The sequence below is a fragment of the Methylocystis sp. genome (assembly GCF_046349115.1).
Classification (GTDB): domain Bacteria; phylum Pseudomonadota; class Alphaproteobacteria; order Rhizobiales; family Beijerinckiaceae; genus Methylocystis.
The window spans coordinates 711,910-738,465 of sequence record NZ_JAXMCX010000001.1 but is presented as its reverse complement, the minus strand read 5'-3'; the positions used below and the strand labels follow the sequence as shown (position 1 = coordinate 738,465).

The 26,556-nt window shown below is 63.4% G+C and carries 29 protein-coding genes and 1 riboswitch; of the genes, 9 read left to right on the top strand and 20 right to left on the bottom strand.

Annotated elements, in window-relative coordinates; translation table 11 throughout:
- Nucleotides 1-704: 704 nt before the first annotated feature.
- Nucleotides 705-1,400 carry a hypothetical protein gene (locus U1E20_RS03440; RefSeq protein WP_409979185.1) on the bottom strand — a complete coding sequence of 232 codons (696 nt, stop codon included), beginning with the start codon at nt 1,398-1,400 and terminating at the stop codon, nt 705-707.
- 403 nt (nt 1,401-1,803) lie between these two features.
- On the opposite strand from U1E20_RS03440, the gene ung reads away from it, so the two are divergent.
- Nucleotides 1,804-2,472, top strand: coding sequence for a uracil-DNA glycosylase (gene ung / locus U1E20_RS03435; RefSeq protein ID WP_409979184.1), 669 nt, complete (start codon nt 1,804-1,806; stop codon nt 2,470-2,472).
- A 41-nt stretch (nt 2,473-2,513) separates the two neighbouring features.
- Here ung and U1E20_RS03430 read toward each other — a convergent pair whose 3' ends face one another.
- Nucleotides 2,514-3,623, bottom strand: a complete 1,110-nt coding sequence (locus U1E20_RS03430; RefSeq protein ID WP_409979183.1) for a calcium:proton antiporter — start codon at nt 3,621-3,623, stop codon at nt 2,514-2,516.
- Between the two features lie 179 nt (nt 3,624-3,802).
- On the opposite strand from U1E20_RS03430, the gene uvrC reads away from it, so the two are divergent.
- On the top strand, nt 3,803-5,791 hold the full coding sequence (uvrC, locus tag U1E20_RS03425) for an excinuclease ABC subunit UvrC (protein WP_409979182.1): 1,989 nt from the start codon (nt 3,803-3,805) through the stop codon (nt 5,789-5,791).
- Between the two features lie 18 nt (nt 5,792-5,809).
- Here uvrC and U1E20_RS03420 read toward each other — a convergent pair whose 3' ends face one another.
- Nucleotides 5,810-6,220: a lysozyme inhibitor LprI family protein gene (locus U1E20_RS03420; protein WP_409979181.1), complete on the bottom strand. Its 411-nt coding sequence runs from the start codon at nt 6,218-6,220 to the stop codon at nt 5,810-5,812.
- Nucleotides 6,221-6,280: 60 nt separating this feature from the next.
- Between U1E20_RS03420 and U1E20_RS03415 the strand changes: the two genes are divergently transcribed.
- The 6 genes from U1E20_RS03415 (at nt 6,281) to U1E20_RS03390 (ending at nt 12,290) form a co-directional block, all read left to right on the top strand.
- Nucleotides 6,281-7,126, top strand: a complete 846-nt coding sequence (locus tag U1E20_RS03415; protein WP_409979180.1) for a YihY/virulence factor BrkB family protein — start codon at nt 6,281-6,283, stop codon at nt 7,124-7,126.
- 78 nt (nt 7,127-7,204) lie between these two features.
- The gene (locus U1E20_RS03410; RefSeq protein ID WP_409979179.1) at nt 7,205-9,670 is read left to right on the top strand and encodes a DNA translocase FtsK 4TM domain-containing protein; all 2,466 of its coding nucleotides are present in this window, start codon (nt 7,205-7,207) and stop codon (nt 9,668-9,670) included.
- Between the two features lie 6 nt (nt 9,671-9,676).
- Nucleotides 9,677-10,075 carry a hypothetical protein gene (locus U1E20_RS03405; RefSeq protein WP_409979178.1) on the top strand — a complete coding sequence of 133 codons (399 nt, stop codon included), beginning with the start codon at nt 9,677-9,679 and terminating at the stop codon, nt 10,073-10,075.
- Complete coding sequence (locus U1E20_RS03400) at nt 10,072-10,356, top strand: pentapeptide repeat-containing protein (RefSeq protein ID WP_409979177.1); 285 nt, start codon at nt 10,072-10,074, stop codon at nt 10,354-10,356. Before U1E20_RS03405 ends, U1E20_RS03400 begins: the two co-directional genes overlap by 4 nt.
- Nucleotides 10,357-10,499: 143 nt before the next feature.
- Complete coding sequence (locus tag U1E20_RS03395; protein ID WP_409979176.1) at nt 10,500-11,330, top strand: outer-membrane lipoprotein carrier protein LolA; 831 nt, start codon at nt 10,500-10,502, stop codon at nt 11,328-11,330.
- 3 nt (nt 11,331-11,333) lie between these two features.
- Nucleotides 11,334-12,290 carry a sodium:calcium antiporter gene (locus U1E20_RS03390; RefSeq protein WP_409979175.1) on the top strand — a complete coding sequence of 319 codons (957 nt, stop codon included), beginning with the start codon at nt 11,334-11,336 and terminating at the stop codon, nt 12,288-12,290.
- On the opposite strand, the gene U1E20_RS03385 is transcribed toward U1E20_RS03390, so the two are convergent.
- The 13 genes from U1E20_RS03385 to U1E20_RS03325 all read right to left on the bottom strand — a co-directional run bounded on the left by U1E20_RS03385 (nt 12,287) and on the right by U1E20_RS03325 (nt 23,691).
- Entirely contained in the window at nt 12,287-13,321 is a 1,035-nt protein-coding gene (locus tag U1E20_RS03385) for an aspartate-semialdehyde dehydrogenase (RefSeq protein WP_409979174.1), read from the bottom strand. The two genes, U1E20_RS03390 and U1E20_RS03385, sit on opposite strands and share 4 nt — an antisense overlap.
- 36 nt (nt 13,322-13,357) lie before the next feature.
- Nucleotides 13,358-13,720, bottom strand: coding sequence for a hypothetical protein (locus U1E20_RS03380; RefSeq protein ID WP_409979173.1), 363 nt, complete (start codon nt 13,718-13,720; stop codon nt 13,358-13,360).
- Nucleotides 13,721-13,790: 70 nt separating this feature from the next.
- A complete protein-coding gene (locus U1E20_RS03375; RefSeq protein ID WP_409979172.1) occupies nt 13,791-14,579 on the bottom strand; it encodes a succinate dehydrogenase iron-sulfur subunit in 789 nt (262 codons plus the stop codon).
- Nucleotides 14,580-14,588: 9 nt separating this feature from the next.
- The gene (locus U1E20_RS03370) at nt 14,589-15,035 is read right to left on the bottom strand and encodes a type II toxin-antitoxin system VapC family toxin (RefSeq protein WP_409979171.1); all 447 of its coding nucleotides are present in this window, start codon (nt 15,033-15,035) and stop codon (nt 14,589-14,591) included.
- On the bottom strand, nt 15,029-15,271 hold the full coding sequence (locus U1E20_RS03365) for a hypothetical protein (protein WP_409979170.1): 243 nt from the start codon (nt 15,269-15,271) through the stop codon (nt 15,029-15,031). The genes U1E20_RS03370 and U1E20_RS03365 overlap by 7 nt, the downstream gene beginning before the upstream one ends.
- 162 nt (nt 15,272-15,433) lie before the next feature.
- Entirely contained in the window at nt 15,434-17,266 is a 1,833-nt protein-coding gene (sdhA, locus tag U1E20_RS03360) for a succinate dehydrogenase flavoprotein subunit (protein WP_409979169.1), read from the bottom strand.
- A 102-nt stretch (nt 17,267-17,368) separates the two neighbouring features.
- Nucleotides 17,369-17,764 carry a succinate dehydrogenase, hydrophobic membrane anchor protein gene (sdhD, locus tag U1E20_RS03355; protein WP_409979168.1) on the bottom strand — a complete coding sequence of 132 codons (396 nt, stop codon included), beginning with the start codon at nt 17,762-17,764 and terminating at the stop codon, nt 17,369-17,371.
- 13 nt (nt 17,765-17,777) lie between these two features.
- Nucleotides 17,778-18,185 carry a succinate dehydrogenase, cytochrome b556 subunit gene (gene sdhC, locus U1E20_RS03350; RefSeq protein ID WP_409979167.1) on the bottom strand — a complete coding sequence of 136 codons (408 nt, stop codon included), beginning with the start codon at nt 18,183-18,185 and terminating at the stop codon, nt 17,778-17,780.
- 160 nt (nt 18,186-18,345) lie between these two features.
- Nucleotides 18,346-19,074, bottom strand: coding sequence for an outer membrane protein (locus tag U1E20_RS03345; protein WP_409979166.1), 729 nt, complete (start codon nt 19,072-19,074; stop codon nt 18,346-18,348).
- Nucleotides 19,075-19,363: 289 nt separating this feature from the next.
- On the bottom strand, nt 19,364-20,110 hold the full coding sequence (locus tag U1E20_RS03340; RefSeq protein ID WP_409979165.1) for an outer membrane protein: 747 nt from the start codon (nt 20,108-20,110) through the stop codon (nt 19,364-19,366).
- A gap of 178 nt (nt 20,111-20,288) precedes the next feature.
- Nucleotides 20,289-21,479 (bottom strand): MFS transporter, encoded by a 1,191-nt coding sequence (locus U1E20_RS03335; RefSeq protein WP_409979164.1) that lies wholly within the window; start codon nt 21,477-21,479, stop codon nt 20,289-20,291.
- Between the two features lie 97 nt (nt 21,480-21,576).
- Nucleotides 21,577-22,575: a c-type cytochrome gene (locus U1E20_RS03330; protein WP_409979163.1), complete on the bottom strand. Its 999-nt coding sequence runs from the start codon at nt 22,573-22,575 to the stop codon at nt 21,577-21,579.
- Nucleotides 22,576-22,578: 3 nt separating this feature from the next.
- Complete coding sequence (locus U1E20_RS03325) at nt 22,579-23,691, bottom strand: 2'-deoxycytidine 5'-triphosphate deaminase (RefSeq protein WP_409979162.1); 1,113 nt, start codon at nt 23,689-23,691, stop codon at nt 22,579-22,581.
- A gap of 95 nt (nt 23,692-23,786) precedes the next feature.
- Nucleotides 23,787-23,865, top strand: a riboswitch (SAM riboswitch).
- Nucleotides 23,866-23,943: 78 nt separating this feature from the next.
- Between U1E20_RS03325 and U1E20_RS03320 the strand changes: the two genes are divergently transcribed.
- Nucleotides 23,944-25,149: an O-succinylhomoserine sulfhydrylase gene (locus tag U1E20_RS03320; protein ID WP_409979161.1), complete on the top strand. Its 1,206-nt coding sequence runs from the start codon at nt 23,944-23,946 to the stop codon at nt 25,147-25,149.
- A gap of 2 nt (nt 25,150-25,151) precedes the next feature.
- Here the strand turns inward: U1E20_RS03320 and U1E20_RS03315 are convergent, their stop codons facing one another.
- From U1E20_RS03315 to U1E20_RS03300, 4 genes are all read right to left on the bottom strand, one after another.
- A complete protein-coding gene (locus tag U1E20_RS03315; RefSeq protein WP_409979160.1) occupies nt 25,152-25,289 on the bottom strand; it encodes a hypothetical protein in 138 nt (45 codons plus the stop codon).
- 112 nt (nt 25,290-25,401) lie between these two features.
- Nucleotides 25,402-25,809, bottom strand: coding sequence for a hypothetical protein (locus U1E20_RS03310; protein WP_409979159.1), 408 nt, complete (start codon nt 25,807-25,809; stop codon nt 25,402-25,404).
- 4 nt (nt 25,810-25,813) lie between these two features.
- Nucleotides 25,814-26,044, bottom strand: coding sequence for a hypothetical protein (locus U1E20_RS03305; RefSeq protein ID WP_409979158.1), 231 nt, complete (start codon nt 26,042-26,044; stop codon nt 25,814-25,816).
- Between the two features lie 115 nt (nt 26,045-26,159).
- The gene (locus U1E20_RS03300) at nt 26,160-26,525 is read right to left on the bottom strand and encodes a DUF2946 family protein (protein ID WP_409979157.1); all 366 of its coding nucleotides are present in this window, start codon (nt 26,523-26,525) and stop codon (nt 26,160-26,162) included.
- Nucleotides 26,526-26,556: the final 31 nt, after the last annotated feature.

Below are 26,556 nucleotides of genomic sequence, written 5' to 3'. Positions count from 1 at the left end.
CGATCGGCGACGCGAACCTTGCGGCTTCGCACAATTGACAGCCTTCCGATTTTGGTCAATCATTTGAGCTATTCGATTGGAATGTTTTCTTGTTTGAGTGCTGTTTTTTTGTTTGAGCGCTGACCGTCTTTTTCGAAAACCGATTTATTCAAAGGTGCTTCATGTCCACACCCTGGCTCACCGTTTCCTTGGCGTTCCTCAATAAGAAAGAAGTTCCGGGACCTTCAGCCAACCCAGAAATTATCGAAATGTATCGTCTTTGCGGCCATAAGGTCCTGACGACTCTGATCGCGAGTTTCGGAGGGATGGGTCTGCTCGCGAAAATCGATCGAGCAATCAAGGCGCTTTCGATCGTCGCGACGGATGATAGTCGGCAGGCCCCGGTCCAGTAGCGGATGGTGAGACCGCGCAACGGCGCATCACGGCCGCCGTCGTCTATGCTCGGCGGATCCCCAAGCGCGCCCGCATCTTGGTGAGTCAAAACATGCGTCTTGCTCGCGAATTCGAGCGGCGCTGTATGCCGAACCAGGGTAATTCGTCCGAAACGAATTTGCGCGCCGACGACGATCGACCGCGCGCGAACCGGCCTGGGGGGCGCGGCAACATTAAGGATGTTGCGCTCCAGGACCGCCGCGCCGAGGAACTGATCTTCGATCGCTCGATGCGGGCATGTAGAGGCGACGCGGACTCAAACTGCGTAAACGTCACTCGTCTTGCTTTTTCAGAATCGCGCAGAATTCCAATTGTCCAAGGCGGGTGTTGTACACCCTGATCGGCTTCATCGTTATATAGTTTAAATCGAAGAGGCTCTCCAAAATGTGGAGGAATGAATAGGGCGTAAAGCGCCAGGCGTGAACGTCGATGTAAGCGCCATCAGCCAACGCGAATTCCTTTTCGGCGACGCCGATCAAGCGCCTCCTTGCGCTTTCGTCATGCACGACGCCGTGATCCCCGGCCCAATGTCGGATGGAGTCATTATGCGAAACAAACGCGCGGTGTTCGATGATGGATTTTAGGGTGTGTCGCCTGCGCCTTTCCTTGTGCGCCTGCTCGATCTCTTCGACACGGGTTTCGTCGAAAACGCAATCGAAACAATATCGCTTGTCGGGCACGACCAGATAATATTTGCCCGAACGCTTGAGCAGGGTCTCGACCTGTCTGAAGTGCCGGATCAAATCAGGCTGGTGCTCGATGCAATGCGAGCTGAACGCGCAGGAGAATTTCTCCGTCACAACGGATAGGTCACCCTCGCTTGACACGAAGTGGATGTCCGGCGTCAAGCTTTGAACATATCCGAGGGCGGACGCGCGCCGGGCCAGCGCGGTCGAGTCGAACAAATCAAAATATTTGACATTCTCTCCAACGATGGTTGGATTGGTAAAGGGCCCGATTTCAAGCACGCTTTCTTCAGCGGCGACTAGTTCGGTAAAATCCGTCTTCCTCGCGCGCCTGCTTCCCGGTCTTCCTTCGTTCTGTCCGAATTCGATGAAGTGCCGGAAGAGCGCGCTGTCCGAGTAAGCCGCGAGCTCCGGATTGTCGCGACGATAGAATTGCGGATCAAAGTCGATTTTTCGTTCGTAGCGCCCCATCTTCCGCTGCAGCGAATCCGGGACAATTCGCCGGTAAACCCTTCTCGCGGCGCGACGGAGCGTTTGAAATCTGGCGACCACGTCGTAACCTTAGTCTCGACATCGGCGCGCCGCCGATTTCCTTGCCCCGTCCATGCGCATCGTCGGTTTTCGACGCGCAAATTTGTCATTTGAACGTCGTAGCGGCCGAATGCAAGCCACAAAGTAAAGCGCAGTGACCAAGCCCGTTCGCATCGAGGATAGCTGGAAAAAACATCTCGCGCGGGAATTCGAACAGCCCTATTTCGCCGAGCTGCGCGAATTCGTGCGCGGCGAATATGCCGCGCGCAGTATTTTTCCGCCGGCGTCGCAGATTTTTCGCGCCTTCGACGAATGTCCATTCGATAAGGCAAAGGTCGTCATTCTCGGACAGGACCCCTATCACGGGGTCGGACAGGCGAATGGGCTCTGTTTCGCCGTCGGCGCGAATACGCCGCCGCCGCCTTCGCTCCAAAACATTTTCAAGGAAATCGAGGCCGATCTCGGCCATAAGGTTTCGCGCGACCCCGACTTGTCGCGCTGGGCGCGGCAGGGCGTGCTGCTGCTCAACGCCACGCTCACCGTGCGCGAAAACGCCGCCGGCTCGCATCAGAACAAGGGCTGGGAGCAATTCACCGATGCGGCGATCCATGCGCTGTCGCGCGAACGCGACGGCGTCGTCTTCATGCTCTGGGGCTCTTATGCGCGGCGCAAGGGCGCGGGGATCGACCGACGCAAACATCTGGTGCTCGAATGCGCGCATCCGTCGCCGCTATCGGCGCACAACGGATTTTTCGGCTGCAGACATTTTTCAAAAGCAAACGACTATCTGGTCAGCCACGGCCAGACGCCGATCGATTGGTGAGTTTCGAGAGCGCAACGTCATTGGGCGCCTCTGGCGCGAGGCTACGGCACAAACAATAGAAAAACATATGTCGCGAAAACGACAAGATGCACAAGGCCGGTCAGGAGATTGGTTCGGCCGGCGCCAAAGCTCACCACGCTGAGCAGCAAGGTCAGCAACAGCAGCATGGCGTCGCGCTTATCAAGACCGAACATAATCTCCCGGCCGGTCGCGAGGCTCAAGATCGCTACCGCCGGAACCGTAAGCCCGATCGTCGCGACGACCGAGCCAAGCGCGCCATTCAGGCTCGTCTGCAGCGCGTTGCGCGTCGCCGCGCGGACCGAATTCATCGATTCGGGAAGCAGGACCAGCATCGCGACAGCGGCGCCGGTCACTCGGTTCACGTCATCGACGCCAAGCCAGCGAAGCGCTTCTTCAAGGCCGGGAACGACGCGCTCCGCGAGCAGCGAGACGCCAAGCAGGCTGGCGCCAAGCCCCACGAGCGCGACAATCGTCATGAGGCGCGAGGGCTTCGCCGCGCCATGTCCCTCGGCGGCGACATGCACGTCGATAAAATAGGATCGGTGCCGCACCGTCTGAATGAAGAGAAACGCGCTGTAGAGCAGCACCGATAGAATGCTGACGAAAATCAGCTGACTTGTGGAGAGAGTCGGTCCGTAGCTTGAGGTCGTATAATCGGGCAGAATGAGCGTGAGCACCGATAGAGCGATGAGGATGGCGAGATAGGCGCTTGTCGCCATCGGCTGGATTTCCTGCTCGTGGTGGCGAAAACCGCCGAGCAGCAGGCAGAGGCCGACAAGACCGTTGCAGACGATCATGATCGCGGAGAAGACCGCCTCGCGCGCTTCGGTCGGATCTTCGTGGCCATGTTCAATCATCGAGGCCATGATCGCGACCTCGATAATCGTCACCGCGATGGTGAGCGCCAGCGTGCCAAAGGGCTCGCCAGTCTTGGCGCCAAGAATTTCGGCATGCTGCAGAGCGGCGAAGACGGCCCCGATCAACAAGATCGCGGCAAGAGTGGGCGGAACGAAATCAATGGAGGCCGGAATCCGCGCGATCCAAAGCTCGCCGAGCATAAGGACGGCGGCCAGCCCAAGCGCCAGCGCCGGAAAAAGCACCGCGCCAACAGTGACCCTCGCCGCCTGCATACCGCCCCCAATTCGTCGCAGCCCAAGCTTTGCCGGACTTTGACGGGACGGTCCGGCGCGCGCAAGCAGTGGCTCCGCGAAAATTCTGGGCACGTCGAGATTCTGCACAGCTCTTTGCTTCGGCCGCGCCCATCGAGCGACTCTTTCCTTCGCCGCTTGCGGCGAATAAATCTAGATCGATGACGCCCCAGCTTACAAATCCGCGCGATCTTCCGCCCGACGAAGACGACGCCTTCGACGCGGCCGAGGCGACTGCGCCGGCGGAGGCGGAGCCAAGCGAGGAGTCGGACGACGCGCCCCAGACTCCCGAAAGCGTCAAGCGCGGCGTCGACGTCATCAAGAAACATTGGCGCCACGCGCCCAATGGGCCCGGCGTCTATCGCATGATCGCCGAAAACGGCGAAGTGCTTTACGTCGGCAAAGCGAAGAACGTGCGCAAGCGGGTCGCGAGCTACACCCGCCTCGCCGGTCATGTGAACCGCATCGCGCGGATGATCTCGGCGACGGCCTCGATGATGTTTATCTCGGTCGAGACCGAAACCGACGCGCTGCTGCTCGAAGCCAATCTCATCAAGCAGTTGAAGCCGCGCTTCAACGTGCTGATGCGCGACGATAAATCCTTCCCCTATATTCTGATCGCCAAGGACCATGACGCGCCGCAGATTTTGAAGCACCGCGGCGCGCGCGCGCGCAAGGGCGATTATTTCGGGCCTTTCGCCAGCGTCTGGGCGGTCAATCGCGCGCTCAACGCGCTGGAGCGCGCCTTCCTCCTGCGCTCCTGCGCGCAAAGCTTCTATGACAATCGCACGCGGCCTTGCCTGCTCTATCAGATCAAGCGCTGCTCCGGCCCCTGCACCGGCGAAATCTCGATCGAGGATTACGCCGAACTGGTGCGCGAGGCGCGGGATTTTCTTTCGGGCAAGAGTCGCAATGTGCGCGAACAGCTGGCGCGCGAGATGACCGAAGCCGCCGAACGGCTGGAGTTCGAACGCGCGGCGCGACTGCGCGACCGCATCTCGGCGCTCTCCGCGGTTCAGGGCGCGCAGGGAATCAATCCGCGCAGCGTCGAGGAAGCGGACGTCTTCGCCATCGCCAAGGACGCCGGACGCTTCTGCATCGAAGCGTTCTTCTTTCGCGCCTATCAGAACTGGGGCAATCGCTCCTACTTCCCGCGCGCCGACGCGACGCTTTCAGAGGCGGAAGTCCTCGATGCTTTTCTCGCGCAGTTCTATCAGGAACATCCTTCGGCGCGCAGCGTCTTTCTTTCTCACGCAATCGAAGACGGCGCGCTCCTCGAAGAGGCGCTGACCGCGCGGCTCGGTCGCCGTGTGGAATTGCTCGCGCCCCAGCGCGGCGAGAAGCGTGAACTCGTCGACCATGCGCTCCACAATGCGCGCCAAGCGCTCGGCCGCAAGCTCGCCGAGGACGCGAGCCAGCACCGCCTGCTCGCGGCGCTCGGCGAGGCCTTCGGTCTCGCACCAGCCCCGCGGCGCATCGAAGTCTACGACAATTCGCACATCGGCGGCGCGCAGGCGATTGGCGCGATGATCGTCGCCGGGCCCGCAGGCTTCATGAAGGCGCACTACCGCACCTTCAACATCAAAAGCGCCGACATCACGCCCGGCGACGATTTCGGCATGATGCGTGAAGTGCTGACACGCCGCTTCGCACGGCTGGCCAAGGATAGCGAAAAGGATCAGGACAGCGACGCGTTCCCGTCGAAGCCCGACCTCATTCTGATCGACGGCGGTCGCGGCCAGTTCGAGGTCGCGCGGGACGTCTTGCGCGGTCTCGATGTCGAAGGCGTCGCGATCGCCTCGATCGCCAAGGGCGCCGACCGCAACGCCGGGCGCGAGACATTCTTCGTCGAAAGGCGAGAGCCGTTTCGCCTGCCGCCGCATGATCCGGCGCTCTATTTCGTCCAGCGGCTGCGCGACGAAGCGCATCGTTTCGCGATCGGCACGCATCGCGCGCGGCGAAAAAAGGAATTCACCAAAAATCCGCTCGACGAAATCGCCGGCGTCGGGCCGTCGCGCAAGCGCGCGCTACTGCTCGCCTTCGGCTCCGCCAAGGCCGTCGCCCGCGCGGCGCTGTCAGACCTCGAGAAAGTGCCCGGCGTCAACAAGGCGACGGCGCGGCTGGTGTATGAGCATTTCCAGCGCGAATAGTTTTCCCGAAGTCGCGCCCTACTGCCCGCCGCAGGAAACGTCGCCTTCCTCGCAATTGAACTGATGCTCCAGCCGTTTCGTCTGCTGTTCGGTCAGATCGGCAAGACATTGCGCCACGACCATGCTGTGAATGCTGCCGTCGATTGTCCCGAGAGTCTCGAAGGCGCATTGCGCGTCGCGGTAGGCGATCCAGGAATTTTGCGCCTCTCGCAGTTTTGACTGTCCGTCCGTGCTGATCTTTTTCATCAGCTTGCCATAGACGGCGTTGAGTTTCGCGTCGGCCTGCTTGAAATTGTCGCCCTCGCACAGATTGAGATCGGTCTGAGAACCGCGGCCGCCGCATGGCTTGGCGAGTGCGAAGCTCGGCCAAAGCGTCAGAACCACAAAGGCCGCGCCGATCGCCGACCATCGCACGCAGAATGTCCTCATCGACGAATTCTCTTCCTTGCCGCATCGCTATTCGAAACTAGCACGCTATCATGGGTTGGCATGCGAAACTTTCCGCGAATCCTTTACGACGCCTATCAGAAGTTCAACCAGGACGATGGTTGGGCGATGGCGAGCTATATCGCGCTGTCGATCCTTACGTCGCTGTTTCCCTTCCTCATTTTTCTGACCGCGCTTGCCGGTTTTTTCGGGCTGGAGGCGGAAGCGGACGCCGCCCGAAAGCTTCTGTTCAGGGCTTGGCCGGCGAGCGTCGCGGCGCCGATTTCGAGTGAAATCCGCAATGTGCTGACGCAGCCGCATGGCGGTCTTCTGACCCTCGGCGCCGTCTTCGCGATCTATTTCTCGTCGACCGGCGTCGAAGCGCTGCGCGTCGCGCTGAACCGCGCCTATAACTCGCCCGAGCAGCGTCCCTGGTGGTTGCTTCGCCTCGAGTCGATCCTGTTCGTATTTCTCGGCGCCGCTTCGCTGCTCGCCATCGCGCTTCTTCTGGTGCTCGCGCCGCTGGCGCGCGCGATCGCCCAGCAATACATTCCTCTTGTGGTCGAGGAATTGCAGCCGCTCTTTGAACCGGTGCGCTATGGCGTCACCACCGCCGTTCTCGCCATTGCGCTTTTCGCGGCCCACAAATATTTGCCGGCGACGCGGCGCGCCACGGCGTTCATCGCGCCCGGCCTGGCGCTGACGCTGCTCGCGTCCCTCGCCTTCGGCGTCGGCTTCGGCAATTATCTCGCAAGATTCGCCGGCAGCTATATTTCGACCTATGCGGGCCTCGCCTCGATCATGATCGCCATCGTCTTTCTCCAGCTCCTGGCGGCGATCTTCATCTATGGCGCCGAACTCAATCAGACGGTGGCGACGAACCGCGAGGCCACAAAAAGGCAGGGTTAAGTGCGCCTTAACCGAGGTTTTCTAGGCTGCCCGCATCCGCGCGCCACGGGCTCGCGATCAAGCGGGGCTTCTCCTCACATGCGCAGCCATGCATCCGGTCACTTCACCGAGCAGCTTCGCGAATTCGCGGCGCGGCGGCTGGCCGAGCTTCTCGGCGCGCTGCTTATCGTGACCGCCGCCGCGCTGACTCTGTCGCTCGTCAGCTGGTCGGCCCGCGATCCCTCCTTCAACCACGCGACGTCGGGCCATGTCCGCAATCTGCTGGGGCCGCCGGGCGCGGTTGTGTCCGACCTGCTGATGCAGCTTGTCGGCTTCGGCGCCATCGCGGCGATCGTGCCGATCGCGACCCAGGGCCTGCGCCTCATCCGGCGTCGCCGGATCGGCCGCGCGCTGTTGCGCATCGGCCTGTGGACCGTGGGCGTCTTCGCCACCGCCGCGACCGCTTCGCTTCTGCCCGCGACCGATCGCTGGCCGCTGCCCACCGGCCTCGGCGGCGTCGCCGGCGACGCCATACTCGCCGTTCCGCGCACGATTTTCGCCGGCTCGGGCGTGATGATGGCGGCGTTCGGCGCCGGGGCCGCTCTTATCGCGATCCTCGCCGTCACCGGCGCCGCGGGCCTCGGCTTCGAGTCCGAAGCCGACATGCGTAGCCGATCTTCCGAAGACGACGCGAGCATTCGTCCCGGCGCCGACGATGACGAAGACGATGGCGGCGAGCCGGGCTTCGCGCTGATCTCGCTCGGCGCGCTGATCCATTTCGGGCTGGCGCTGAAGGCCTGGGCGGCGCGCGCGGCCGGGAGGCTCCGGCGCGGCCCGCGCACGACCGAGAGGCCGCCGCCGCCCAGCTACCCGCGCGTCGAACCGACCTTCGAGGAGATGGACCTCTATCCGGCGCATGCGCCGCCGCGCGCCCGCGATCTCGACGAACCCGACACGATTGCGCCGCCGGCGCCCCGAAGGACGCGGGCGCCGACCCGCGCCGCTCAGCCCAGTTTCAACGCGCGCTACGAGCCGCCGGCGCTCAGCCTGCTCGCCGAGCCGAAGAAACAGGCGAATGGCGTGAAGCTCTCGCAGGAGGCGCTGGAGCAGAATGCGCGCCTGCTTGAGGGAGTCCTCGAGGATTTTTCCGTCAAGGGCGACATCATCAATGTGCGCCCCGGGCCGGTGGTCACGCTCTATGAGCTGGAGCCGGCGCCCGGCATCAAGAGTTCGCGCGTCATCGGCCTCGCCGACGACATCGCCCGCTCGATGTCGGCGGTTTCCGCCCGCGTCGCGGTGGTTTCCGGCCGCAACGCCATCGGCATCGAACTCCCCAACCAGCGTCGCGAGATGGTGCTGCTGCGCGAACTCGTCGCCTGCGAGGATTTCGCCCGCTCCAATCACAAGCTTGCCATCGCGCTCGGCAAGACCATCGGCGGCGAGCCGGTGATCGTCGATCTGGCGCGCATGCCGCACTTGCTGGTCGCCGGCACTACCGGCTCCGGCAAATCGGTCGCGATCAACACCATGATCCTGTCGCTGCTCTATCGGCTAAAGCCCGAAGAATGCCGGCTGATCATGGTCGATCCGAAAATGCTGGAGCTCTCCGTCTACGACAACATTCCCCATCTCCTCACCCCCGTCGTCACCGACCCGAAAAAGGCGGTGGTGGCGCTCAAATGGGCGGTGCGCGAGATGGAGGACCGCTACAAGAAAATGTCGAAGCTCGGCGTGCGCAACATCGACGGCTACAACGCCCGCGTCGCCGAGGCGCAAAAGAAGGGCGAGACGATCACCCGCACCGTGCAGACGGGTTTCGACCGCGAGACCGGCGAGGCGATTTTCGAGCACGAAGAAATGTCGCTGACGACGCTGCCCTATATCGTCGTCATCGTCGACGAGATGGCCGATCTCATGCTCGTCGCCGGCAAGGATATCGAGGGTGCGATCCAGCGCCTCGCGCAAATGGCGCGCGCCGCCGGCATTCATCTCATCATGGCGACGCAGCGTCCCTCGGTCGACGTGATCACCGGCACGATCAAGGCGAATTTCCCGACGCGCATCTCCTTCCAGGTGACCTCGAAAATCGACAGCCGCACCATTCTCGGCGAGCAGGGCGCCGAGCAGCTGCTCGGCCAGGGCGACATGCTCTACATGGCCGGCGGCGGGCGCATCTCGCGCGTCCACGGGCCGTTCGTGTCGGATCGCGAGGTCGAGGACATCGTCGCCCATGTCAAGACGCAGGGCGCGCCGCAATATCTCGACGCCATCACCTCAGAGGACGACGCCGGCGAGGAGGGCGAAGCGCCCCTGCCCGGCTCGATGGACGCCGAGGAAGGCGGCGATCTTTACGACCGCGCCGTCAATATCGTGCTGCGCGACAAGAAATGCTCGACGAGCTACATCCAGCGCCGCCTCTCGGTCGGCTACAACAAGGCCGCCTCGCTCGTCGAGCGCATGGAGCAGGAAGGCGTGGTGAGCGCCCCGAACCATGCGGGAAAACGCGAGATATTGGTGGGGGGCGGGATCGATCGCGGCGCCTATGATATCGAGGCGGCGGAGTAAAAGTAAATGCAATGGTGGGTCGAGCTAACGGACATCGTTCGCAATCTCGGACTGTTCGTTGGCGGCGCCTTCGGCCTTTATCTCGGTTGGAAGCGCGTGACCGTGGCCAATCGACAGGCTGAAGCTCAGACCCGCCTAACCGAGCTGACGCGCAGGGGACACGTCGCCGAACTCGTGAATAGATCGGTCGGACAATTAGGCGATGAGAAGCTTGAAATCAGGCTGGGCGCTATTTTTGCTTTGAGACTAATTTGTCAAGATTTTCCTGATTGGTCGCAGCCAATCGTGCAATTGCTGACTATATATCTCAAGGAAAATCCAGTAGATTACGGAGACGCCGAGCCGCCCGCCGATGTCCGCGAAATCATCCGGCTGGTGCAGAGCCGGACAGGAACTTCGAAATGACGGCGGCAGTCCGAGCAGATGGCGAGACGTTCAAGATTGATCTGAGCGGCGCCTTCATTCGTCGAACCGACCTGAGCAACGCCAATCTGAAAGGCGCCAATCTGAGCGGCGCGGATTGTGCAAACGTCAATTTTCGTGGCGCGAACCTGCAAGACGCCATACTCGACGGAACCAATCTCAAGGGGGCGGACCTTACCGGTGCGCGCAATCTTAGGCGCTCGCAGCTCGAACGAGCGATCATCGACGATCGGACGATCCTTCCGGCTGAACTCGCAGAATAGCGGCGGCCCGCAAATCCACTTGCCAAGCGCCGCACTTGCCAAGCGCTGCAATGGCTTAGTCTCCGCAGACGTTCTTCCGCCCCCAATTCCGCCAATTTATGCTAGCAAGACGGCAACCAGCCTCTCTCATGTCGGAACTTGCCGTGAAAAACGCCTCCGTCGCCGCACTGATCGCCGCGCTTTCCTTGGCCTTCCCGGCCGCCGCCGCCAATGTCGTCCGCGGTCAGAGGCCCGCTCAGGCAGAGTCCGTCGCGGCCGGCGAAAGCAAGTCCGTCGAAACGTCTCCAGCCGAGTCCAAGGCTGGCGAAGCCAAGCCCTCGGAAAACAAGTCCAAGTCGGCCGAGACGAAACCTGCCGATCCAGCCGCCCCGAAAGGAGCGAAGCCGGCCGCGCAGGCCCCCGCCGTGGCCGGAGCGACTATCGCGCCGACGCCCGCGCCGACCGAGCCATCCCTCACCCGCGCCGAGGCGCTTAAACGCGCCAATGCGTTCTTCAATGCTTCGCCGGTGATGACCGCCGATTTCGTGCAGATCGGCGGCGACGGCAAGCGCTCGGAGGGTCGGCTCCATGTGCAGCGCGCCGGCCGCGTGCGTTTCGAATATGCCCAGCCCGCGACGATGGAAGTCGTCGCCGACGGCGCGCAGGTCGCGGTGCGCGACCGCAAGCTCGGCACGCAGGATCTCTATTTCATCACCCAGACCCCGCTCAAATTCCTGATGAAGGACAAGATCGATCTCGAAAAGGACGTGACCGTCGAGGATGTGAAGATCGAGGATTCGGGCGTCACCGTCTTCATCGAGGACAAGGCGACCTTCGGCGGCACCTCGCATGTGCGCCTGATCTTCGATCCCAAGACCTTCAAATTGAAGCAGTGGCAGGTGAAGGACCCGCAAGGCTACGAGACCCTGATCTCGATCTTCAATATCGATCAGGCGAAGATTCCGGACGCCGCGCTGTTCAAGATCAACAAATAGGCCGTGCCGTCGACGGACGCGATTTTCACCGCGCTCCCCTATCTTGCGCTCGCGCTGGGTCTCGCCTGCGCGGCCGGCGGCGGAGAGCTTTTCGTCAGCGGCACGGTCGGAATCGCCAGATGGGCGCGCGTGACGCCAAGCGTCATCGCCGCCACGATCGCCGCCTTCGCCACCTCAAGCCCCGAGTTGACCGTCGCGATACAGTCGGCGCTGGCCGGCGAGCCCGAACTCTCGCTTGGCGACGGACTCGGCAGCAATGTCGCCAATATCGCGCTGATCTTCGGCGTGGCGTTGCTGTTCGGGCCGCTCGCCGTCATCCGCGCCCGAGTGACGCGGGACTTCTGGGTCGCCGCTGCGGCGCCGGCGGTCCTCTGCGTCATGCTGATCGACGGATCGCTGTCCCGGGCTGAAGCCGCGGTCCTCCTGACCGGCTTCGCCTTATGGTTCGTGAAAATCACACTGGAGGCGATCGCGCAGCGGCGCGCGGCGACCGCGCCGCTAGATGAATCTTCCGGCTTCCTGCGCGCCTTGTTCGACACGCTGGTCGGATTGGGGCTGCTGGTCGCGGCCGGAAGCCTGATTGTATTTGGCGCGAGCGAAATCGCCCGGCGATTTGGGCTGAGCGATTTCATCATCGGCGCCACGCTGGTGGCGGTCGGCACGTCGACGCCGGAACTCGCCACCGCGCTGATCGCGCGCATCCGGCGTCAGGACGACGTCGGTTTCGGCGCCCTGCTCGGCAGCAATATTTTCAACGGTCTGTTCATCATCGGCGTCGCCGCCGCGATCACGCCGATCCAGACGTCCGAAATGGAGGCCGCGCCGGCGCTGGTCGCGGGAATTATCGCGCTCGCCCTGGCCTATCCGCCACGCAACGGCGTCTACCGTCCGTGGCGCGGCGTCGCGCTGCTCGCCGTCTATGCGGCCTATCTCGCGGCGGTGATCGCCGACGGAAGTTAGGCCGCCTTCCTCTTTGGCGCGATGAGCTTGCGGTTCAGCAGCGTTTCGGCGATCTGCACGGCGTTGAGCGCGGCGCCCTTGCGCAGATTGTCGGAGACGCACCAGAGCACGAGACCATTGTCGACGGTCGGGTCTTCGCGAATGCGCGAAATATAGGTCGCGTCTTCGCCCGCCGCCTCATGCGGCGTGATGTAGCCGCCGGCTTCGCGCTTGTCGATGACCAGCACGCCCGGCGCTTCACGCAGGATATCGCGCGCTTCGTCGGCTGAAATCGGCTTCTCGAATTCGATGTTCACCGCCTCCGAATGGCCGATGAAGACGGGCACGCGCACACAGGTGGCGACGAGCTTGATCTTGGGATCGAGAATCTTCTTGGTCTCCGCCACCATCTTCCACTCTTCCTTGGTGAAGCCGTCCTCCATGAAGACGTCGATGTGCGGAATGAGGTTGAAGGCGATGCGCTTGGGGAATTTCTTCGCAGCGATGGGGTCGGAGACGAATACCGAGCGCGTCTGCGCGAAGAGCTCGTCCATGCCCTCCTTGCCGGCGCCGGAGACCGATTGATAGGTCGAGACGACGACGCGCTTGATCGTCGCCGCGTCGTGCAACGGCTTTAACGCCACGACGAGCTGGGCGGTCGAGCAATTGGGATTGGCGATGATGTTCTTCTTGGCGAAGCCCGCCGCAGCCGCCGCATTCACTTCCGGCACGACGAGCGGCACGTCGGGGTCCATGCGCCAGGCCGAGGAATTGTCGATGACGACGCAGCCCTGCGCGCCGATTCTCGGCGCCCATTCCTTGGCGACCGAGCCCCCCGCCGACATCAGGCAAATGTCGACGTCGGAGAAATCGTAAGTATCGAGCGCCTTGCACTTCAGCGTCCGGTCGCCAAAAGAGACCTCCGCGCCGATTGAGCGCGACGAGGCCAGCGCGACGACCTCCGAAACCGGGAAACGGCGCTCGGCGAGAATATCCAACATCTCGCGGCCCACGTTGCCCGTAGCGCCGACGACCGCGACCTTATACGCCATCTTCAAACTCCAGCCGGCGACCCGGCGTTTCTCGCTTTAGAAAGGAAGGCCGACCGACATGTTCCCGGAAGGGGACACGCCAACGGGCATTTTGCCGCTCGGCGAACTCGGCGTTTCGGCTTCCTTTTCTTTTCCTGGCGGCGCCTTGCCGGGCGACCAGCCCTCAAGCTCGCCGAACTGGCGGTTGCCGCCGCCGCCCTGCTGCTGCGATTGCTGGGCGCCGGCGCGCGGCGACTGCTGCGCTTTCGCTTTTTTAGCCTTCGGCGCAGTCGAGACGGCGCCGGACGTGTCGAGCGCGCTCGGGTCGAGCTGCTGGGCCGAAGCGACGCCGCCGCCCGCCGTGGCGAGAAAAGCGGCGAGAACAAGCGGGCCGAAACTAAGACGAGCGCTGGTCGACATGGCGCAACTCTCCATAGACGTTTGAATCCGTCCTAAACCTGCCAGGCGGCGGGATCAAGGCGGCCCTGGCTCAGCGAGATTGCGCCTCGTCCTGGGCGATCGCGATGTTTTTCAGTTCCGCGATCGCCTTCGCCGGAGACAGCGACTTCGGGCAGACCTGGGTGCAATTCATGATCGTGTGGCAGCGATAGAGACGGAACACGTCGTCGACATAGGAGACGCGATCCTTCGTCGCTTCGTCGCGCGAGTCCTGCACCCAGCGAAAAGCTTGCAGCAGCGCCGCCGGACCCAGAAAACGGTCGGAATTCCACCAATAGCTCGGACAGGCGGTCGAGCAGCAGGCGCAGAGGATGCACTCATAGAGCCCGTCGAGCTTGGCCCGCTGTTCCGGCGACTGCAGCCGCTCCTTCTCGGGGTCGGGCCCGGCCCTCAGCCAGGGCTCGATCGCCGCATGCTGCTCGTAGAAGATCGTCAGATCGGGCACGAGGTCCTTGACCACCGCCATATGCGGCAGCGGATAAATTTTGATCGCGCCCTCGATGTCTTCCATGCCCTTGGTGCAGGCGAGCGTGTTCAATCCGTCGATGTTCATCGAGCATGAGCCGCAAATTCCCTCGCGGCAGGAGCGGCGGAAGGTCAGCGTCGGATCGATCCTGTTCTTGATCCAGATCAGCGCGTCAAGCACCATCGGTCCGCAGTCGTCAGCGTCGATGAAAAAAGTGTCGAGCCGCGGATTGGCGCCGTCCTCGGGATTCCACCGATAGATGCGCAGTTCGCGCAGGCGCTCGGCGCCCTCGGGCTTCGGCCAGGTCTTGCCTTCGCCGACGACGGAGTTCTTGGGTAGCGCGAATTCGACCATTTTCCGATCCTACGCTCCTTGCTTGCCCGTCTCGCCCATGGGCCAGTCAGCGAGAAGTACGATGCGATTTCGATGCCCGTTGGCGACAACCTTTTCAAGGAATTTTCGGTCGTCCGTCACCAGACTCGCGCCATTCAGAACCGCGCATGCAAGATAGACGCAATCCGGGAGAGGATGACTAAGCCGTAACGCCAAGTCGAAAGCGGCGCGCAGAGTCTGTTCGGCATGAATGAGCCTGGAAAAGGAAGCAGGAAGATCATCCAGGGCGTTCAACGCCTGCTCCTTTGTCACCGTCCCTTCTGTCACCTTTCGCCGCAGAGCGTTCGCTACCTCGGTGAGAATGAAGTCGAGCGCGATCAGTTCCGCGGCGGTCGCCAACACGTTCCGCGCTTCATTGCGCCAAGCCTCAGCAACATACCATTTCACCGCTACGCTGGCGTCGATGACGACTACCACTGGTCGCGAGCCTCACGAATGATCGCGGTGCTGTCGGTCTGCTCCACATCGTTTGGCGTCATTGCGGCAATGCGGTCAACAGCGACAAGTCGGGCGGCGCGGTCAGGGAGTTTGCCTACCGCTCTCTCAAGAATATCAGCCGCTTCCTCTTCTATGGTACGATGATGGATTGCGGCGAGTTCCTCGATGCGCGCGGCGGCCTCGGCGCTAATGCTTTTGATCGTGATCGCGTTCATGGCCGCACGTCCCTACAAGCAGTCCCAGCGGCCCTCACGCGGTCGCTTTCAATTGCCGACATAAGTTACGACCGTGCGGGCGCAAAGGGGCGCCGAAGCGGCGCTGCGCATCCATCGACCCGCTATCGCTTCTCCAACATACAATCTCGCGTTCCCATTGTCTCAATACACCCGCGCCTTCGGCTCAATATAGGCCACTTCGTTGGTCATCGTGTAGCTGTGCACCGGGCGGTAGTCGATCGACGCGGTCTTTTTCTCGCGATCGATCGTCGCCAGCGTATGTTTCATCCAATTCTTGTCGTCGCGGTTCGGGAAATCCTCGCGGGCATGGGCGCCGCGCGACTCGGTGCGGTTGGCGGCGCTCTCCATCGTCGTCACCGCCTGCACGATGAGATTGTCATATTCCAGCGTCTCGATCAGATCGGAGTTCCAGATCAGCGAACGATCGGCGATCTTGACGTCGGCGCCGTCACGCCAGACGGCATTGATCTGTTCGACGCCCTCGGCGAGAACCTCGCCGGTGCGATAGACGGCGCAATGCGACTGCATCGTTCGCTGCATCCGATCGCGCAATGTCGCGGTTGACGATCCGCCATTGGCGTTGCGGAAGAAGTCGAGCCGCGACAGCGCGAGATCGGCCGAGTCCGCCGACAGTTCCGGCTGCGTATCATTCGGCTTGATCAGTTCGGCGGCGCGCAGCGCCGCGGCGCGGCCAAAGACGACGAGATCGATGAGCGAGTTGGAGCCCAACCGATTGGCGCCATGCACCGAGACGCAGGCTGCTTCGCCAAGCGCCATCAGGCCCGGCACCACTTCGTCGGGATTGCCGTCGCGCTTATGCAGCGCCTCGCCGTGAAAATTCGTCGGTATGCCGCCCATATTGTAATGCACGGTCGGAATGATCGGGATCGGCTGCCGCGTCACGTCGACGCCCGCGAAGATTTTGGCGCTTTCCGAAATGCCCGGCAGTCGCTCATGCAAAATCTGCGGATCGAGATGTTCGAGATGGAGATAGGCGTGATCGCGATTCTTGCCGACGCCGCGGCCCTCGCGCACCTCGACGGTGATGGCGCGCGAAACCATGTCGCGCGGCGCGAGATCCTTCACTGACGGCGCGTAGCGCTCCATGAAGCGCTCGCCTTCGCTGTTGGTCAGATAGCCGCCCTCGCCGCGCGCGCCTTCGGTAATCAGGCAGCCGGCGCCGTAGATGCCGGTCGGATGAAACTGCACGAACTCCATGTCCTGCAGCGGCAATCCCGCGCGCAGCACCATGGCGTTGCCGTCGCCGGTGCAAGTATGCGCCGAGGTCGCTGAAAGATAGGCGCGGCCATAGCCGCCGGTCGCGAGCACGGTGAGCGCGGCGCGAAAGCGATGGATGGTTCCGTCGTCGATCTTCAGGCACACGACGCCGCGGCAGGCGCCGTCCTGATCCATGATCAGATCGATCGCAAAGAACTCGACGAAGAATTTGGTGTTGAGCTTCAGCGCCTGCCCATACATCGTATGGAGCATGGCGTGGCCGGTGCGATCGGCGGCCGCGCAGGTGCGCTGCGCCGGCGGCCCCTTGCCGAAATCGGTGGTCATGCCGCCGAACGGCCGCTGATAGATCGTTCCTTCGCTCGTGCGCGAGAAGGGAACGCCCCAATGCTCCAATTCATAAACGGCGGGCGGCGCGTTGCGGCACATATATTCGATCGCGTCCTGGTCGCCGAGCCAGTCGGAGCCCTTGACGGTGTCGTACATGTGCCATTGCCAATTATCCGGCCCCATATTGCCGAGCGCGGCGGCGATTCCGCCCTGCGCCGCCACCGTGTGCGAACGGGTTGGAAAGACCTTGGTGACGCAGGCGACGTTCAGTCCCGCCTCGGCGCAGCCGACGACGGCGCGAAGCCCCGATCCGCCGGCGCCGACGACGACCACGTCAAAGGTGTGATCGACGATCGGATACGCCCGGCCGCCAATCGACACATTTGATGCAGGACCATTTGCAACCATCGTCAAGCCTTCTCAAGATTTCGTTCGATCGGACGCAGTTTCGGGTCGATGTTGCCGGGCGGGTTCATTGATACAGAACAAACGCTGTCGCCGGCGCTCCGACTATTTTGGGGCGGCGATGAGTAGGATGGCGAAGGCCCAGAGCGCCGCGATCGCGCGCGACGCCCACAGGTTGGCGACGAGCGCCTGCGCTTTCAACGCATCGTCGTGCACATAGTCCTCGATGATGTCGTCCATGCCCTTGCGGGCGTGGAGCATGCCGACGACGCCGAAAGCGAGAAGCACGTGCGCGGGCAACGGTCTGCCGATCTCGGCGCGCACGCCGTCCAGCGATTTGCCCGCAAGACCGAGAATCCACCAAGCGCTCATCACGCCGAGCGGCATGAGCGCATAGGCGGTCAGGCGCATGAACCGCGCGTGAGGCGAACCGCTGTGGTCGGCGACATAGGCCTCGCCGGACCCGGTTCGACCGCTCTTGAATCTTGTCGCGACCGTCATGAGTTCGCTCCGCTCAGTTCGCCAGCGTCTTGATGATGTAGAGGAGCAGCGTCAGCAGGATTCCGCCGACGAGCGTCCCTTGCGCCATCAGCTCGCGTCCCCGCGGGTCCATATACAGGCCGCGATCCCAGAACGCGTGACGCACGCCGCCAAGCAGATGATGGAAGATCGCCCAAACGATCATCAAGATGATGAGATTGCCGATGAATCCCGACGCGATCCAGGATACCGCGGGAAATGCGTCGCCGCCGATCGCGGCGCCGAGCAGGAAAAACGTCAGCAGCGCCATGCCGGCGTAAAGCCCGGCGCCGGTGATGCGATGGGCGATCGACATCATCATCGTCAGGATCGGCTTGAAGATGGTCAGATGGGGCGACAGCGGCCGCCGCGCGGCGAGCCTGTCTGTGTCGGCGTCGGCCATATGGAACCCTCTCGCATGCGGCCGATATACTTCTCGGAACGCTTCCAAGCAGATAATTCAATTGTTGCAGCGCCGCAACCATGAGCGGACAACGCCGCCCCAGACATGCAAAAGCCCCGTCACCGGGGCTTCAGCCGCTCGCGCCATGCAGCGTTCGCGTTTAGTAGGGCCCCGCCGCAGGTCCGGGCGCAAACATCCAGTTGAATCGGTAATTGACGCCGGCGCGCACCGTATTGAGATGGGCGCTTTGCTCAGTTTCGATGACGAAGGGTCCGGCGAATGTCGGGCCGTAATTCGCGCCGATGTTCGTATAAAGATATTCGACCTTGGCCGACCAATTCGGCAGGAAGGCGTATTCGAGCCCGCCGCCGGCGGTCCAGCCGGTTCCGGTGCGCGTCTGAGAGCCGAGCCAACCGTAGTTGAGACTGAGGTCGCCATAGGCGAAGCCGCCGGTTCCATAGAGCAGCAGCTGCGAATTCATGAGCGACGCGCCGGCGCGCCCGCGCACCGTGCCGAACCAGCCGACGCTGCGCGAGGCGCTAAACGGCATGTCGGCGGAGCCGACGCTCGATCCCTGGAAATCAGTTTCGAGACCGGCGACGAAGAGCGGCGTGAATTGATAATTGTAGCCGATCTGCGCGCCGCCGACGACGCCGCCAGTACTGGGCGCGGTCGACAATGGCGCCAGCCAGTTTGCATGGCTGTATTGATCGAGCCATCCCCCGCCGAGATTGAGGCCGACATAAAGGCCGGTCCAGGTCAAAACCGGCGGAGGCGGAGGCGGAATATAGACCGGCGGCGGACCGTTGCGGGAAGGCAGATCCGCAGCCGATGCGGACATAACGGCCAGAGACGCCGCGACGGCGAGGCCGAACACTCGTTTTTTCATTAGACCCGATCCTTAAACGCCAACGCCCCGCCGGGTCTAAAAATGAATGGCCAACCATGGCGCAATTGCGGAGGAATAATGCATTGATTTCAATGATTAATCGATATGCTTAGCCGTCGGTTAACGGGCCGGATTTTCGGCGCGAAATCTTAACTTCCGGCTCACGCCGCTCCTCGAATGTTTCAGCGCCGAAAATGCGCGAAAGCGCGCCATGGACTGGCGCTACGCCGTCACAAAAACAAAAGCCCCGTCGCCGGGGCTTTTGCACGTTTTAAAAATTTGACGGCGTTCAGTATTTCGCCAGCACGGGCGCGGGCGGCGCAAGCCAACCGAAGCGCCAGTTCAGGCCGGCGCGGATCGTCTGGATATGCGCGCGATGCTGCGCGGAAGGCCAGCCCGAATAATTCGCGCCGATATTGGTGTAAAGATATTCGAGCTTCGCCGACCAATTCGGGAGGAAGGCGTATTCCACGCCGCCGCCGGCGGTCCAACCAGTCGCAGTCTGGCGGAAGCCGTTGAAAATGGGGAGGTTCAGCTTGAGGTCTCCGTAAGCGAAGCCGCCCGTGCCGTAGAACAGCAGCTCCGGCTTGAACAGCGAGATTCCGACCCGGCCGCGCACCGTGCCGAACCAGCTGACGCTGCGCGTCGCGCCGCCAAACCACCAACCGCCGGTCGCGCTGCTGCCGCCGATGCTCGTGCCCTGGATGTCCGTCTCAACGCCGACGACGAAAAGCGGCGTCACCTGGTAGTTGTAGCCGATCTGTCCGCCGCCGATGACGCCGCCGCTCGAATTGTTGCCATTATAGACATAGGTCGGCCACCAGCCGACGCCACTAAAGGTGCTTCCCCACCCCTGACGGTTATAATTGTCGAGCCAGCCGCCGCCAAGATTGAGACCGACATAGACCCCGGTCCAGCTAAACAGCGGCGGCGGGGGCGGCGGAAGCGGCGGCGCCTTGCGGGAAGGAAGGTCCGCGGCGCTGGCGGAAGCGGCGCAGAGCAGCGCTGCTGCGAACCCAAGAATAATTTTTTTCATCGCGAACCTCATCGATACGTATTCGAAGACCGGGACGCCCCACCCCCAGAATTTAACTTCAGTAATCGGCGGATAAGCGATCCCTTACTCTCTCCGAGACGCGATTGCTCGTGATTCCGTCGGCTGAACGTCGTTCATAATGAGTTTGATCCAGCCTGTTGCATAGGCGCAACAATATTTAGCGTCGACGCGCCGCTATCAGGCCCGCGAGCGCCAGCGACGCGCAAAGCGCGCCGGCCCAGAAGGCGGCGGCGGGACCAAACGAGTCCCACAGCGCGCCGGCCCCGGCGCTCGCCGCGAGCAGCGCGACGCCGCTCGTAAGGTTGAACACCCCGAATGCTGAGCCCCGCAGCGCCGCCGGCGCGACATCGGCGACGAGCGCAGCGAGCAGGCCCTGGGTGAGGCCCATGTGCAGGCCCCAGAGCGCCACGCCGAGCCATACCAGCGGCAGATGTTCGGCGCTGGCGAGCGCGGCGTCGGCGGCGATCAGAGCGACAAGGCCGGCGATCAACGGCGTCCTGCGGTCGCCGCGATCGGAAAAAACGCCGACCGGGTAGGAAGCCCCGGCATAGACCACATTCATCGCGACGAGCGCCAGCGGCGCGAGCGCCTCCGGCAGGCCGACGGCGCGCGCCTTGAGGATGAGGAAAGCCTCGGAAAAGCGCGCCAGGCTGAAGACGACGCCGATCGCCACAATGACCCAGAACGGTCCGCCAAGCCGGCGGATTTCCTCGATATGCAGCGGAAAGCGCGCGGGCCGCGGCGGGCGGGAGGATTGCGGTTCGCTTACCCCAAACGCCAGAACCGCGACGGCGAGCGCCGCCGGGATCGTCGCGAGCCAAAACACCAGCGTGATGCTGTTGGCGGAAAGCCACATGGCGGCGACGGCGACGGCCGGCCCGAGAAAGGCGCCGACCGTATCGAGCGACTGGCGAAGGCCGAAGGCCGCGCCGCGCACCGGCGCCGGCGCAAGATCGGCGACGAGAGCGTCGCGCGGCGCCCCTCGGACGCCCTTGCCGACGCGATCGATGAAGCGCGCCGCCATCACCCAGCCGATATTGGGCGCGAGCGGAAACATCGGCTTAGTCAGCGCCGCAAGCCCGTAGCCGATGATCGCCAGCTGCTTGCGCCGCCCGAACCAGTCCGAAAGCGCTCCGGAAAAAATCTTGACGATCGAGGCGGTGGCCTCGGCGACGCCCTCGATGACGCCGACTTCAGCCATCGAGGCGCCCATCGCGCCGACGAGATAGATCGGCAGCAGCGCGTGAATCATCTCGGAAGAGAAATCCATGAGCAGCGAGACGATCCCGAGCGCCCAGACGCCGGACGGTATCGCACGCAGACGTGAGCGGGCGCTGAAGTCGTTCATGATTGCATTCGGCTCGCGCGCGCTCATCCGATGAGGAAAGGGCGGTCGCCGGCGGCGACCGGATGGGTCCGATAAAAGCTTTGTCTCCGTCTCGCAATTATTTCACATTGGGATTTCTCACCTCGCCCTTCGCCTTTTCGATCTCCTGCAACTTTGCTCGGATCGGCGCATAGGGCCCATACTTATGCTGCTCTTCTGAAAAGCCGTCGGCATAGGGGCCGTAAGCGGCGTCGATCGGCTTTTTCAACAGGTCGGGAAAATCCTTGTCCAGCCCGGCGCGCTGCGGCCTCGGCTTCGAGATCATCAGCGCCGCGACGTCCCAGGCCTCTTCGGGCGAGAGCCGAGGGTGCAGATAATCGACGCCGTCCGGCATGTTCGAATGGATGAAATTCGCCGCCGTGATCAGCCGCGCCATGCCGGCGCCGTCGTTGAAACTGTCGGAGCCCCAAAGCGGCGGAAAGGCGTAGCCGGCGCCGAGCCCCGGCAGGCTGTTCTGCACGCCGGCGGCATCAATGTTATGGCAGCCGATGCAGCGCGCCTGATAAATGTCGCGCCCCTTCGCCGGATCGGCGGCGCGGTCGAGCTCCGGCATGGTCCCGGCGCCGAGCCCTGAGAGCTTTTCGCCCTTGGCGACGCCCTGCGACAGAAACTGGATATAGGCGACAATGGCGCGCATCGGCTCGGAAGAGGCCGGCAGCGGGCGCCCGTTCATGCTGCGCGTCATGCAGGAATTGATGCGTTCCTGCAGCGTGATTTCGGCGCCGGCGCGGGCGCTGTAAGCGGGAAAATCAGCCGAGAGGCCGAAGAGCGGCAGGCCGAATTTCTTCACCCCCGCGTCGAGATGGCAATTGCCGCAGGCGAGATTGTTCCCCGAAAAGCGCTGCGCGCGGTTCGGCATGTCAGGCCCGATATGGGAATAGGTCGCGGTGATGAGATCGCGCCCGTGACGGATCAGCCGACTGCGGGCGTCGTAGGGCAAGGCGTCTACGCTCGGAACCGACCAAAATTTCGGGCTCGACGCGCCGAGTTCTTCCGCAGCGGCGGAAACGGCGAACAAGAGTGCGCAAAATGCGCCTCCAACCAGCGCGTTGCGCATGCATCACTCCGCAATAAAATGTTTCGACAGCTTGAGCCCCTGCCCCTGATAATTGGACACGCCGCTCTGGCCGTAAAGCGCCTGGGGCGTTTCGGCCATGCGTTCATAGACAAGGCGGCCGATGAACTGGCCATCCTCCAAAATGAAGGGCACTTCCCGCGAGCGCACTTCGAGGACCGCGCGGGCGCCCGGCCGCCCGTCCGGCCCGGCGCCGAAGCCCGGATCGAAGAAGCCGGCGTAATGCACCCGAAACTCGCCGATCGCCGCGTCCATCGGCGCCATTTCGGCGGCGAGATCGGGCGGAATCGCCAGTCGCTCATGCGAGGCGAGAATGTAGAAATCGCCCGGATCGAGGATCAGCCGGCCATCGCGCGCTGGCAGCCGCTCCCAGTAATCGTCGATGTGATAGGCGCCGATCCGATCGACGTCGATCACGTCGGTGTGCTTTTGGGCCCGATAGCCGACGATGCCGCCGAAGGCCCCGGCGTCGAGCGCGACGCGCAGCACGACGCCGTCACGCAGATTGAGCGGCCCGTCGACCAGCGGCGATCTGCGATGCAGCTCGGCGAGTTCGGCGTCGCCAAGCGCTGCGCCGGCCGACGCGCCTCGCGCATGCGCGCGAAACCGCAGCTGGTTCAGTCGCGATCCCATGCGCGCGCGGACCGAAAAGCTGCGCGGCGAGACTTCGGCATAGAGCGGCCCACAATAGCCGGCGGCGACCTCGTCGAAGCGATCGCCGCGGTCCGTGATCAGCCGGGTGAAAATGTCGAGACGGCCGGTCGAGCTTTTCGGATTGGCGGCGCCGACGATAGAATCGTCGAGCGCCAGACTCTCCAGCAGCGGCACGACGTAAAAGCAACCGCGCTCCAGCACCGCGCCGTCGCCCTCAAGCGACATCTCGTCATATTTCAGCGCTGAGAGCAGTTCGTCGACGCTGCGGCCTTTGCCCGGCAAAAAGCTCGCGCGGACGCGATAGGCCTTGGGGCCGAGCCGCAGATCGAGGCTCGCCGGCTGAATCTGGCCATGCGCCAAGGGCGCCGCGAGGCTGATCTGGCCGGCCTCGACCATCGCCTCGATCTGCCGGCTGGAAAGCACGCCGCCCATTTTGTCGCTCATCGCTTTCGGTGAAGCGGATTTTGGGTTCGCATAAGCGCTAAATCGCATCGCCTTTCAAGACGGGGCTGTTGACAGCTCACGCTCCTCTGCCCTCTATAGGCCGACGTGGTTATTTGAGCCGGCCGGCTTGCCGCCACGAAAAACAACGCGCTAAAAGGCCGGGTCTCCCCGAGGAAACCCTGCTTTTTTTGCGCAGCGGCGCAATTCGTTGCGCAACAGGAAATTGGCGCGACTGCGCCCAAGGGAGAAGCAATGTCCGCAGACGCCCCGCCGCGCAGGCCGCTCAAACCAGCGACGCAACTCGTTCATGGCGGGACGCAGCGCTCCGCTTTCGGCGAATTGTCGGAGGCGCTCTTCCTGACGCAGAGCTTCGCCTATCCGACGATGGAGGCGGCCGAGGCGCGCTTCAAGGGCGACGATCCGGGCTTCATCTATTCGCGCTTTTCGAATCCGACCGTGGCGATGTTCGAGCAGCGCATGTGCCTGCTCGAAGGCGCCGAGGCCGCCCGCGCGACGGCGAGCGGCATGGCGGCGGTGACCGCAAGCATGCTCGCGCAGCTCAAAGCCGGCGACCATGTGGTCTCGGCGCGGGCGCTGTTCGGCTCCTGCCTCTATGTCGTCGAGGATTTGCTCCCCCGCTTGGGAATCCCGTCGACGCTCGTCGACGGCGCCGACCTTGAGCAATGGAAAAAGGCTATCCGGCCGGAGACCAAGCTGTTCTTTCTGGAGAGCCCGACCAATCCCGGCCTCGAAGTTTATGACCTGAAGGCAATCGCCGACCTCGCGCATGACGCCGGCGCCAAGCTCGTCGTCGATAATGTCTTCGCGACGCCGCTCCTGCAGAAGCCGTTCGATTTCGGCGCCGACGTGGTCGTGTATTCGGCGACCAAGCATATCGACGGCCAGGGCCGTTGTCTTGGCGGCGTGATTCTCGCCTCGAAGGCGTTGATCGAGGAGAGCGTCCATAATTTTCTGCGCCAGACCGGACCGGCGATGTCGCCCTTCAACGCCTGGGTGATGCTGAAGGGTCTGGAGACCCTGCCGCTGCGCGTCGCCCAGCAGACCGCGAGCGCCGCCAAAATCGCCGACTTTCTGGCGGGGGAAAAAGCCGTCGGGCGCGTCCTCTACCCGTTCCGCGCCGATCATCCGCAGGCCGAGCTGGCGCGCCGTCAAATGTCGGGCGGCGGCACGCTGACGAGTTTCGACATGGCGGGCGGAAAGGCCGCCGCCTTCCGGCTCGCCAATGCGCTCGAAATCATCAAGATCTCGAACAATCTCGGCGACGCGAAGAGCCTCGTCACCCATCCGGCGACAACCACCCATCAGCGGCTGACGCCGGAAGCGCGGGCGGCGCTCGGCATCGGCGACGGGATGCTGCGTCTTTCGGTCGGCCTCGAGGACGCCGACGATCTCATCGACGATCTCGCGCGCGGCCTATGGGCCGCCGCGCGCGCCTGACGCTACCGCCGCACGCTCTTCCGCCTCTCCTGACGGACGGGAATTTTCGCCTCCTGCATCGCGCATTCGGCGACGAAATAGGATGCGGCGATTATGGCGCTAAGCGTCTCAAGCACGACGCCAGTGATCAGTTCGTTCATTGGCAAGCCCCCAAAGCATTCCTTACGGCATGCACAGAAATCCAGGCGGCGGCCCGCGGCGGCGACGTGAGAAGAGGTCGACGCCGACGCAGGCCGTTTCGCGACGCAGCGCTCAGGCCGCCGGCGGCGCGCGCTGGCGGTTCGCCGGGTCGGGTCGGGGCGTCGGCGCGACGCGGTCCGCCACCGTCCACACGAGCCTGAAGCTCGGGACGGGCGTCGCGCCGAACGGGCCGGGCCGCGCCGCGAGAGGCGCGAGACCGCTGCAAAACGCCTGGCAGAGGATACAGGCGGAGCGATCGTCTTTGGGGCCCGGCTGCCCCGGCAGCGCGTCGGGTTGGGAGGACCCCGACGCGAAACAGATAAAGAATTGCGCGAGAAGACGGCCGCCGACGCCAGATTGGGCGACGCCGCGCGCCAGCGGCGCGACGGCCCAGAGCGACGCCGCCAAAAGCAGCAGCGTCGCGCCAGGTCGAACGCCCGAGCGAAGCGACGAAGCGAAATTGGACGCCGACGGGCGCATCGATTCAGATCGCGTCGGTCAACGGCCGCGAAAATCTCGCGCGGCGTTCGAGGTCGATGAGGCGAATGACGCGCTGGTCATTGCCATGCGACTGAGGCCTCGCCGGCGTGCGGGCGGCGAGCGCCGCCATGCCGGGCGCATGACCCGATTGCGGGCGTTCGCGCTTATTCAGAGATTCAAGCGTCGCGCCGGCGACGACGCTTTCCCGGCCGCTCGGCTTTCGTTTACGAAACATGGGCTTGCTCCCGATCCGCCGCTTGCCGCGGCGTTGTCCTTAAGCTGCGCCCGACGCCGCGCGCGCCCGGATTCCGGGCGAGGCGCGCGAAACGGCGCGTCAGCGTGCGAAGGATTCAGGAGTTGGCGGGAGGCGCTCGCGCCTGTCGTGAATAATCCTGGGGGGAAGTCGGCAGGGCGCGGTCCGCCACCGTCCAATCAAGCGCTGTCCATTGGACGGGCGCCTTGCCAATATGAATGGTCCGCGCCGCCAGCGGCGCGACCCCATCGCAATGGTTTTGACAGAACAGACAGGCGTCCCTCTGGCCTTTGACATGGCCGGGAGCCTGCGACTGGTCGCCTGAGGCGACGTCGGTAAAGCAAAATTCCTTGACGGCGTCGCCGGCGCCCATCCGCGACGCGACATGCGCCGCCGCAGGCGCAAAGGCCTGAACGGTCAGCGCGAGCGCGAACAGCAGAACTGTCAGCCAGTTGCGACGCATAATGTCTTATGCCCTGAATTCGGCGCGCCGG

Bases quoted from the DNA above. Each gene is read 5' to 3' on its own strand.
- U1E20_RS03430 (WP_409979183.1), bottom strand. From the start codon at position 3,623: ATGCAGGCGGCGAGGGTCACTGTTGGCGCGGTGCTTTTTCCGGCGCTG.
- uvrC (WP_409979182.1), top strand. From the start codon at position 3,803: ATGACGCCCCAGCTTACAAATCCGCGCGATCTTCCGCCCGACGAAGAC.
- U1E20_RS03420 (WP_409979181.1), bottom strand. From the start codon at position 6,220: ATGAGGACATTCTGCGTGCGATGGTCGGCGATCGGCGCGGCCTTTGTG.
- U1E20_RS03415 (WP_409979180.1), top strand. From the start codon at position 6,281: ATGCGAAACTTTCCGCGAATCCTTTACGACGCCTATCAGAAGTTCAAC.
- U1E20_RS03410 (WP_409979179.1), top strand. From the start codon at position 7,205: ATGCGCAGCCATGCATCCGGTCACTTCACCGAGCAGCTTCGCGAATTC.
- U1E20_RS03405 (WP_409979178.1), top strand. From the start codon at position 9,677: ATGCAATGGTGGGTCGAGCTAACGGACATCGTTCGCAATCTCGGACTG.
- U1E20_RS03400 (WP_409979177.1), top strand. From the start codon at position 10,072: ATGACGGCGGCAGTCCGAGCAGATGGCGAGACGTTCAAGATTGATCTG.
- U1E20_RS03385 (WP_409979174.1), bottom strand. From the start codon at position 13,321: ATGGCGTATAAGGTCGCGGTCGTCGGCGCTACGGGCAACGTGGGCCGC.
- U1E20_RS03380 (WP_409979173.1), bottom strand. From the start codon at position 13,720: ATGTCGACCAGCGCTCGTCTTAGTTTCGGCCCGCTTGTTCTCGCCGCT.
- U1E20_RS03375 (WP_409979172.1), bottom strand. From the start codon at position 14,579: ATGGTCGAATTCGCGCTACCCAAGAACTCCGTCGTCGGCGAAGGCAAG.
- U1E20_RS03365 (WP_409979170.1), bottom strand. From the start codon at position 15,271: ATGAACGCGATCACGATCAAAAGCATTAGCGCCGAGGCCGCCGCGCGC.
- sdhA (WP_409979169.1), bottom strand. From the start codon at position 17,266: ATGGTTGCAAATGGTCCTGCATCAAATGTGTCGATTGGCGGCCGGGCG.
- sdhD (WP_409979168.1), bottom strand. From the start codon at position 17,764: ATGACGGTCGCGACAAGATTCAAGAGCGGTCGAACCGGGTCCGGCGAG.
- sdhC (WP_409979167.1), bottom strand. From the start codon at position 18,185: ATGGCCGACGCCGACACAGACAGGCTCGCCGCGCGGCGGCCGCTGTCG.
- U1E20_RS03345 (WP_409979166.1), bottom strand. From the start codon at position 19,074: ATGAAAAAACGAGTGTTCGGCCTCGCCGTCGCGGCGTCTCTGGCCGTT.
- U1E20_RS03340 (WP_409979165.1), bottom strand. From the start codon at position 20,110: ATGAAAAAAATTATTCTTGGGTTCGCAGCAGCGCTGCTCTGCGCCGCT.
- U1E20_RS03335 (WP_409979164.1), bottom strand. From the start codon at position 21,479: ATGAACGACTTCAGCGCCCGCTCACGTCTGCGTGCGATACCGTCCGGC.
- U1E20_RS03330 (WP_409979163.1), bottom strand. From the start codon at position 22,575: ATGCGCAACGCGCTGGTTGGAGGCGCATTTTGCGCACTCTTGTTCGCC.
- U1E20_RS03325 (WP_409979162.1), bottom strand. From the start codon at position 23,691: ATGAGCGACAAAATGGGCGGCGTGCTTTCCAGCCGGCAGATCGAGGCG.
- U1E20_RS03320 (WP_409979161.1), top strand. From the start codon at position 23,944: ATGTCCGCAGACGCCCCGCCGCGCAGGCCGCTCAAACCAGCGACGCAA.
- U1E20_RS03315 (WP_409979160.1), bottom strand. From the start codon at position 25,289: ATGAACGAACTGATCACTGGCGTCGTGCTTGAGACGCTTAGCGCCATA.
- U1E20_RS03310 (WP_409979159.1), bottom strand. From the start codon at position 25,809: ATGCGCCCGTCGGCGTCCAATTTCGCTTCGTCGCTTCGCTCGGGCGTT.
- U1E20_RS03305 (WP_409979158.1), bottom strand. From the start codon at position 26,044: ATGTTTCGTAAACGAAAGCCGAGCGGCCGGGAAAGCGTCGTCGCCGGC.
- U1E20_RS03300 (WP_409979157.1), bottom strand. From the start codon at position 26,525: ATGCGTCGCAACTGGCTGACAGTTCTGCTGTTCGCGCTCGCGCTGACC.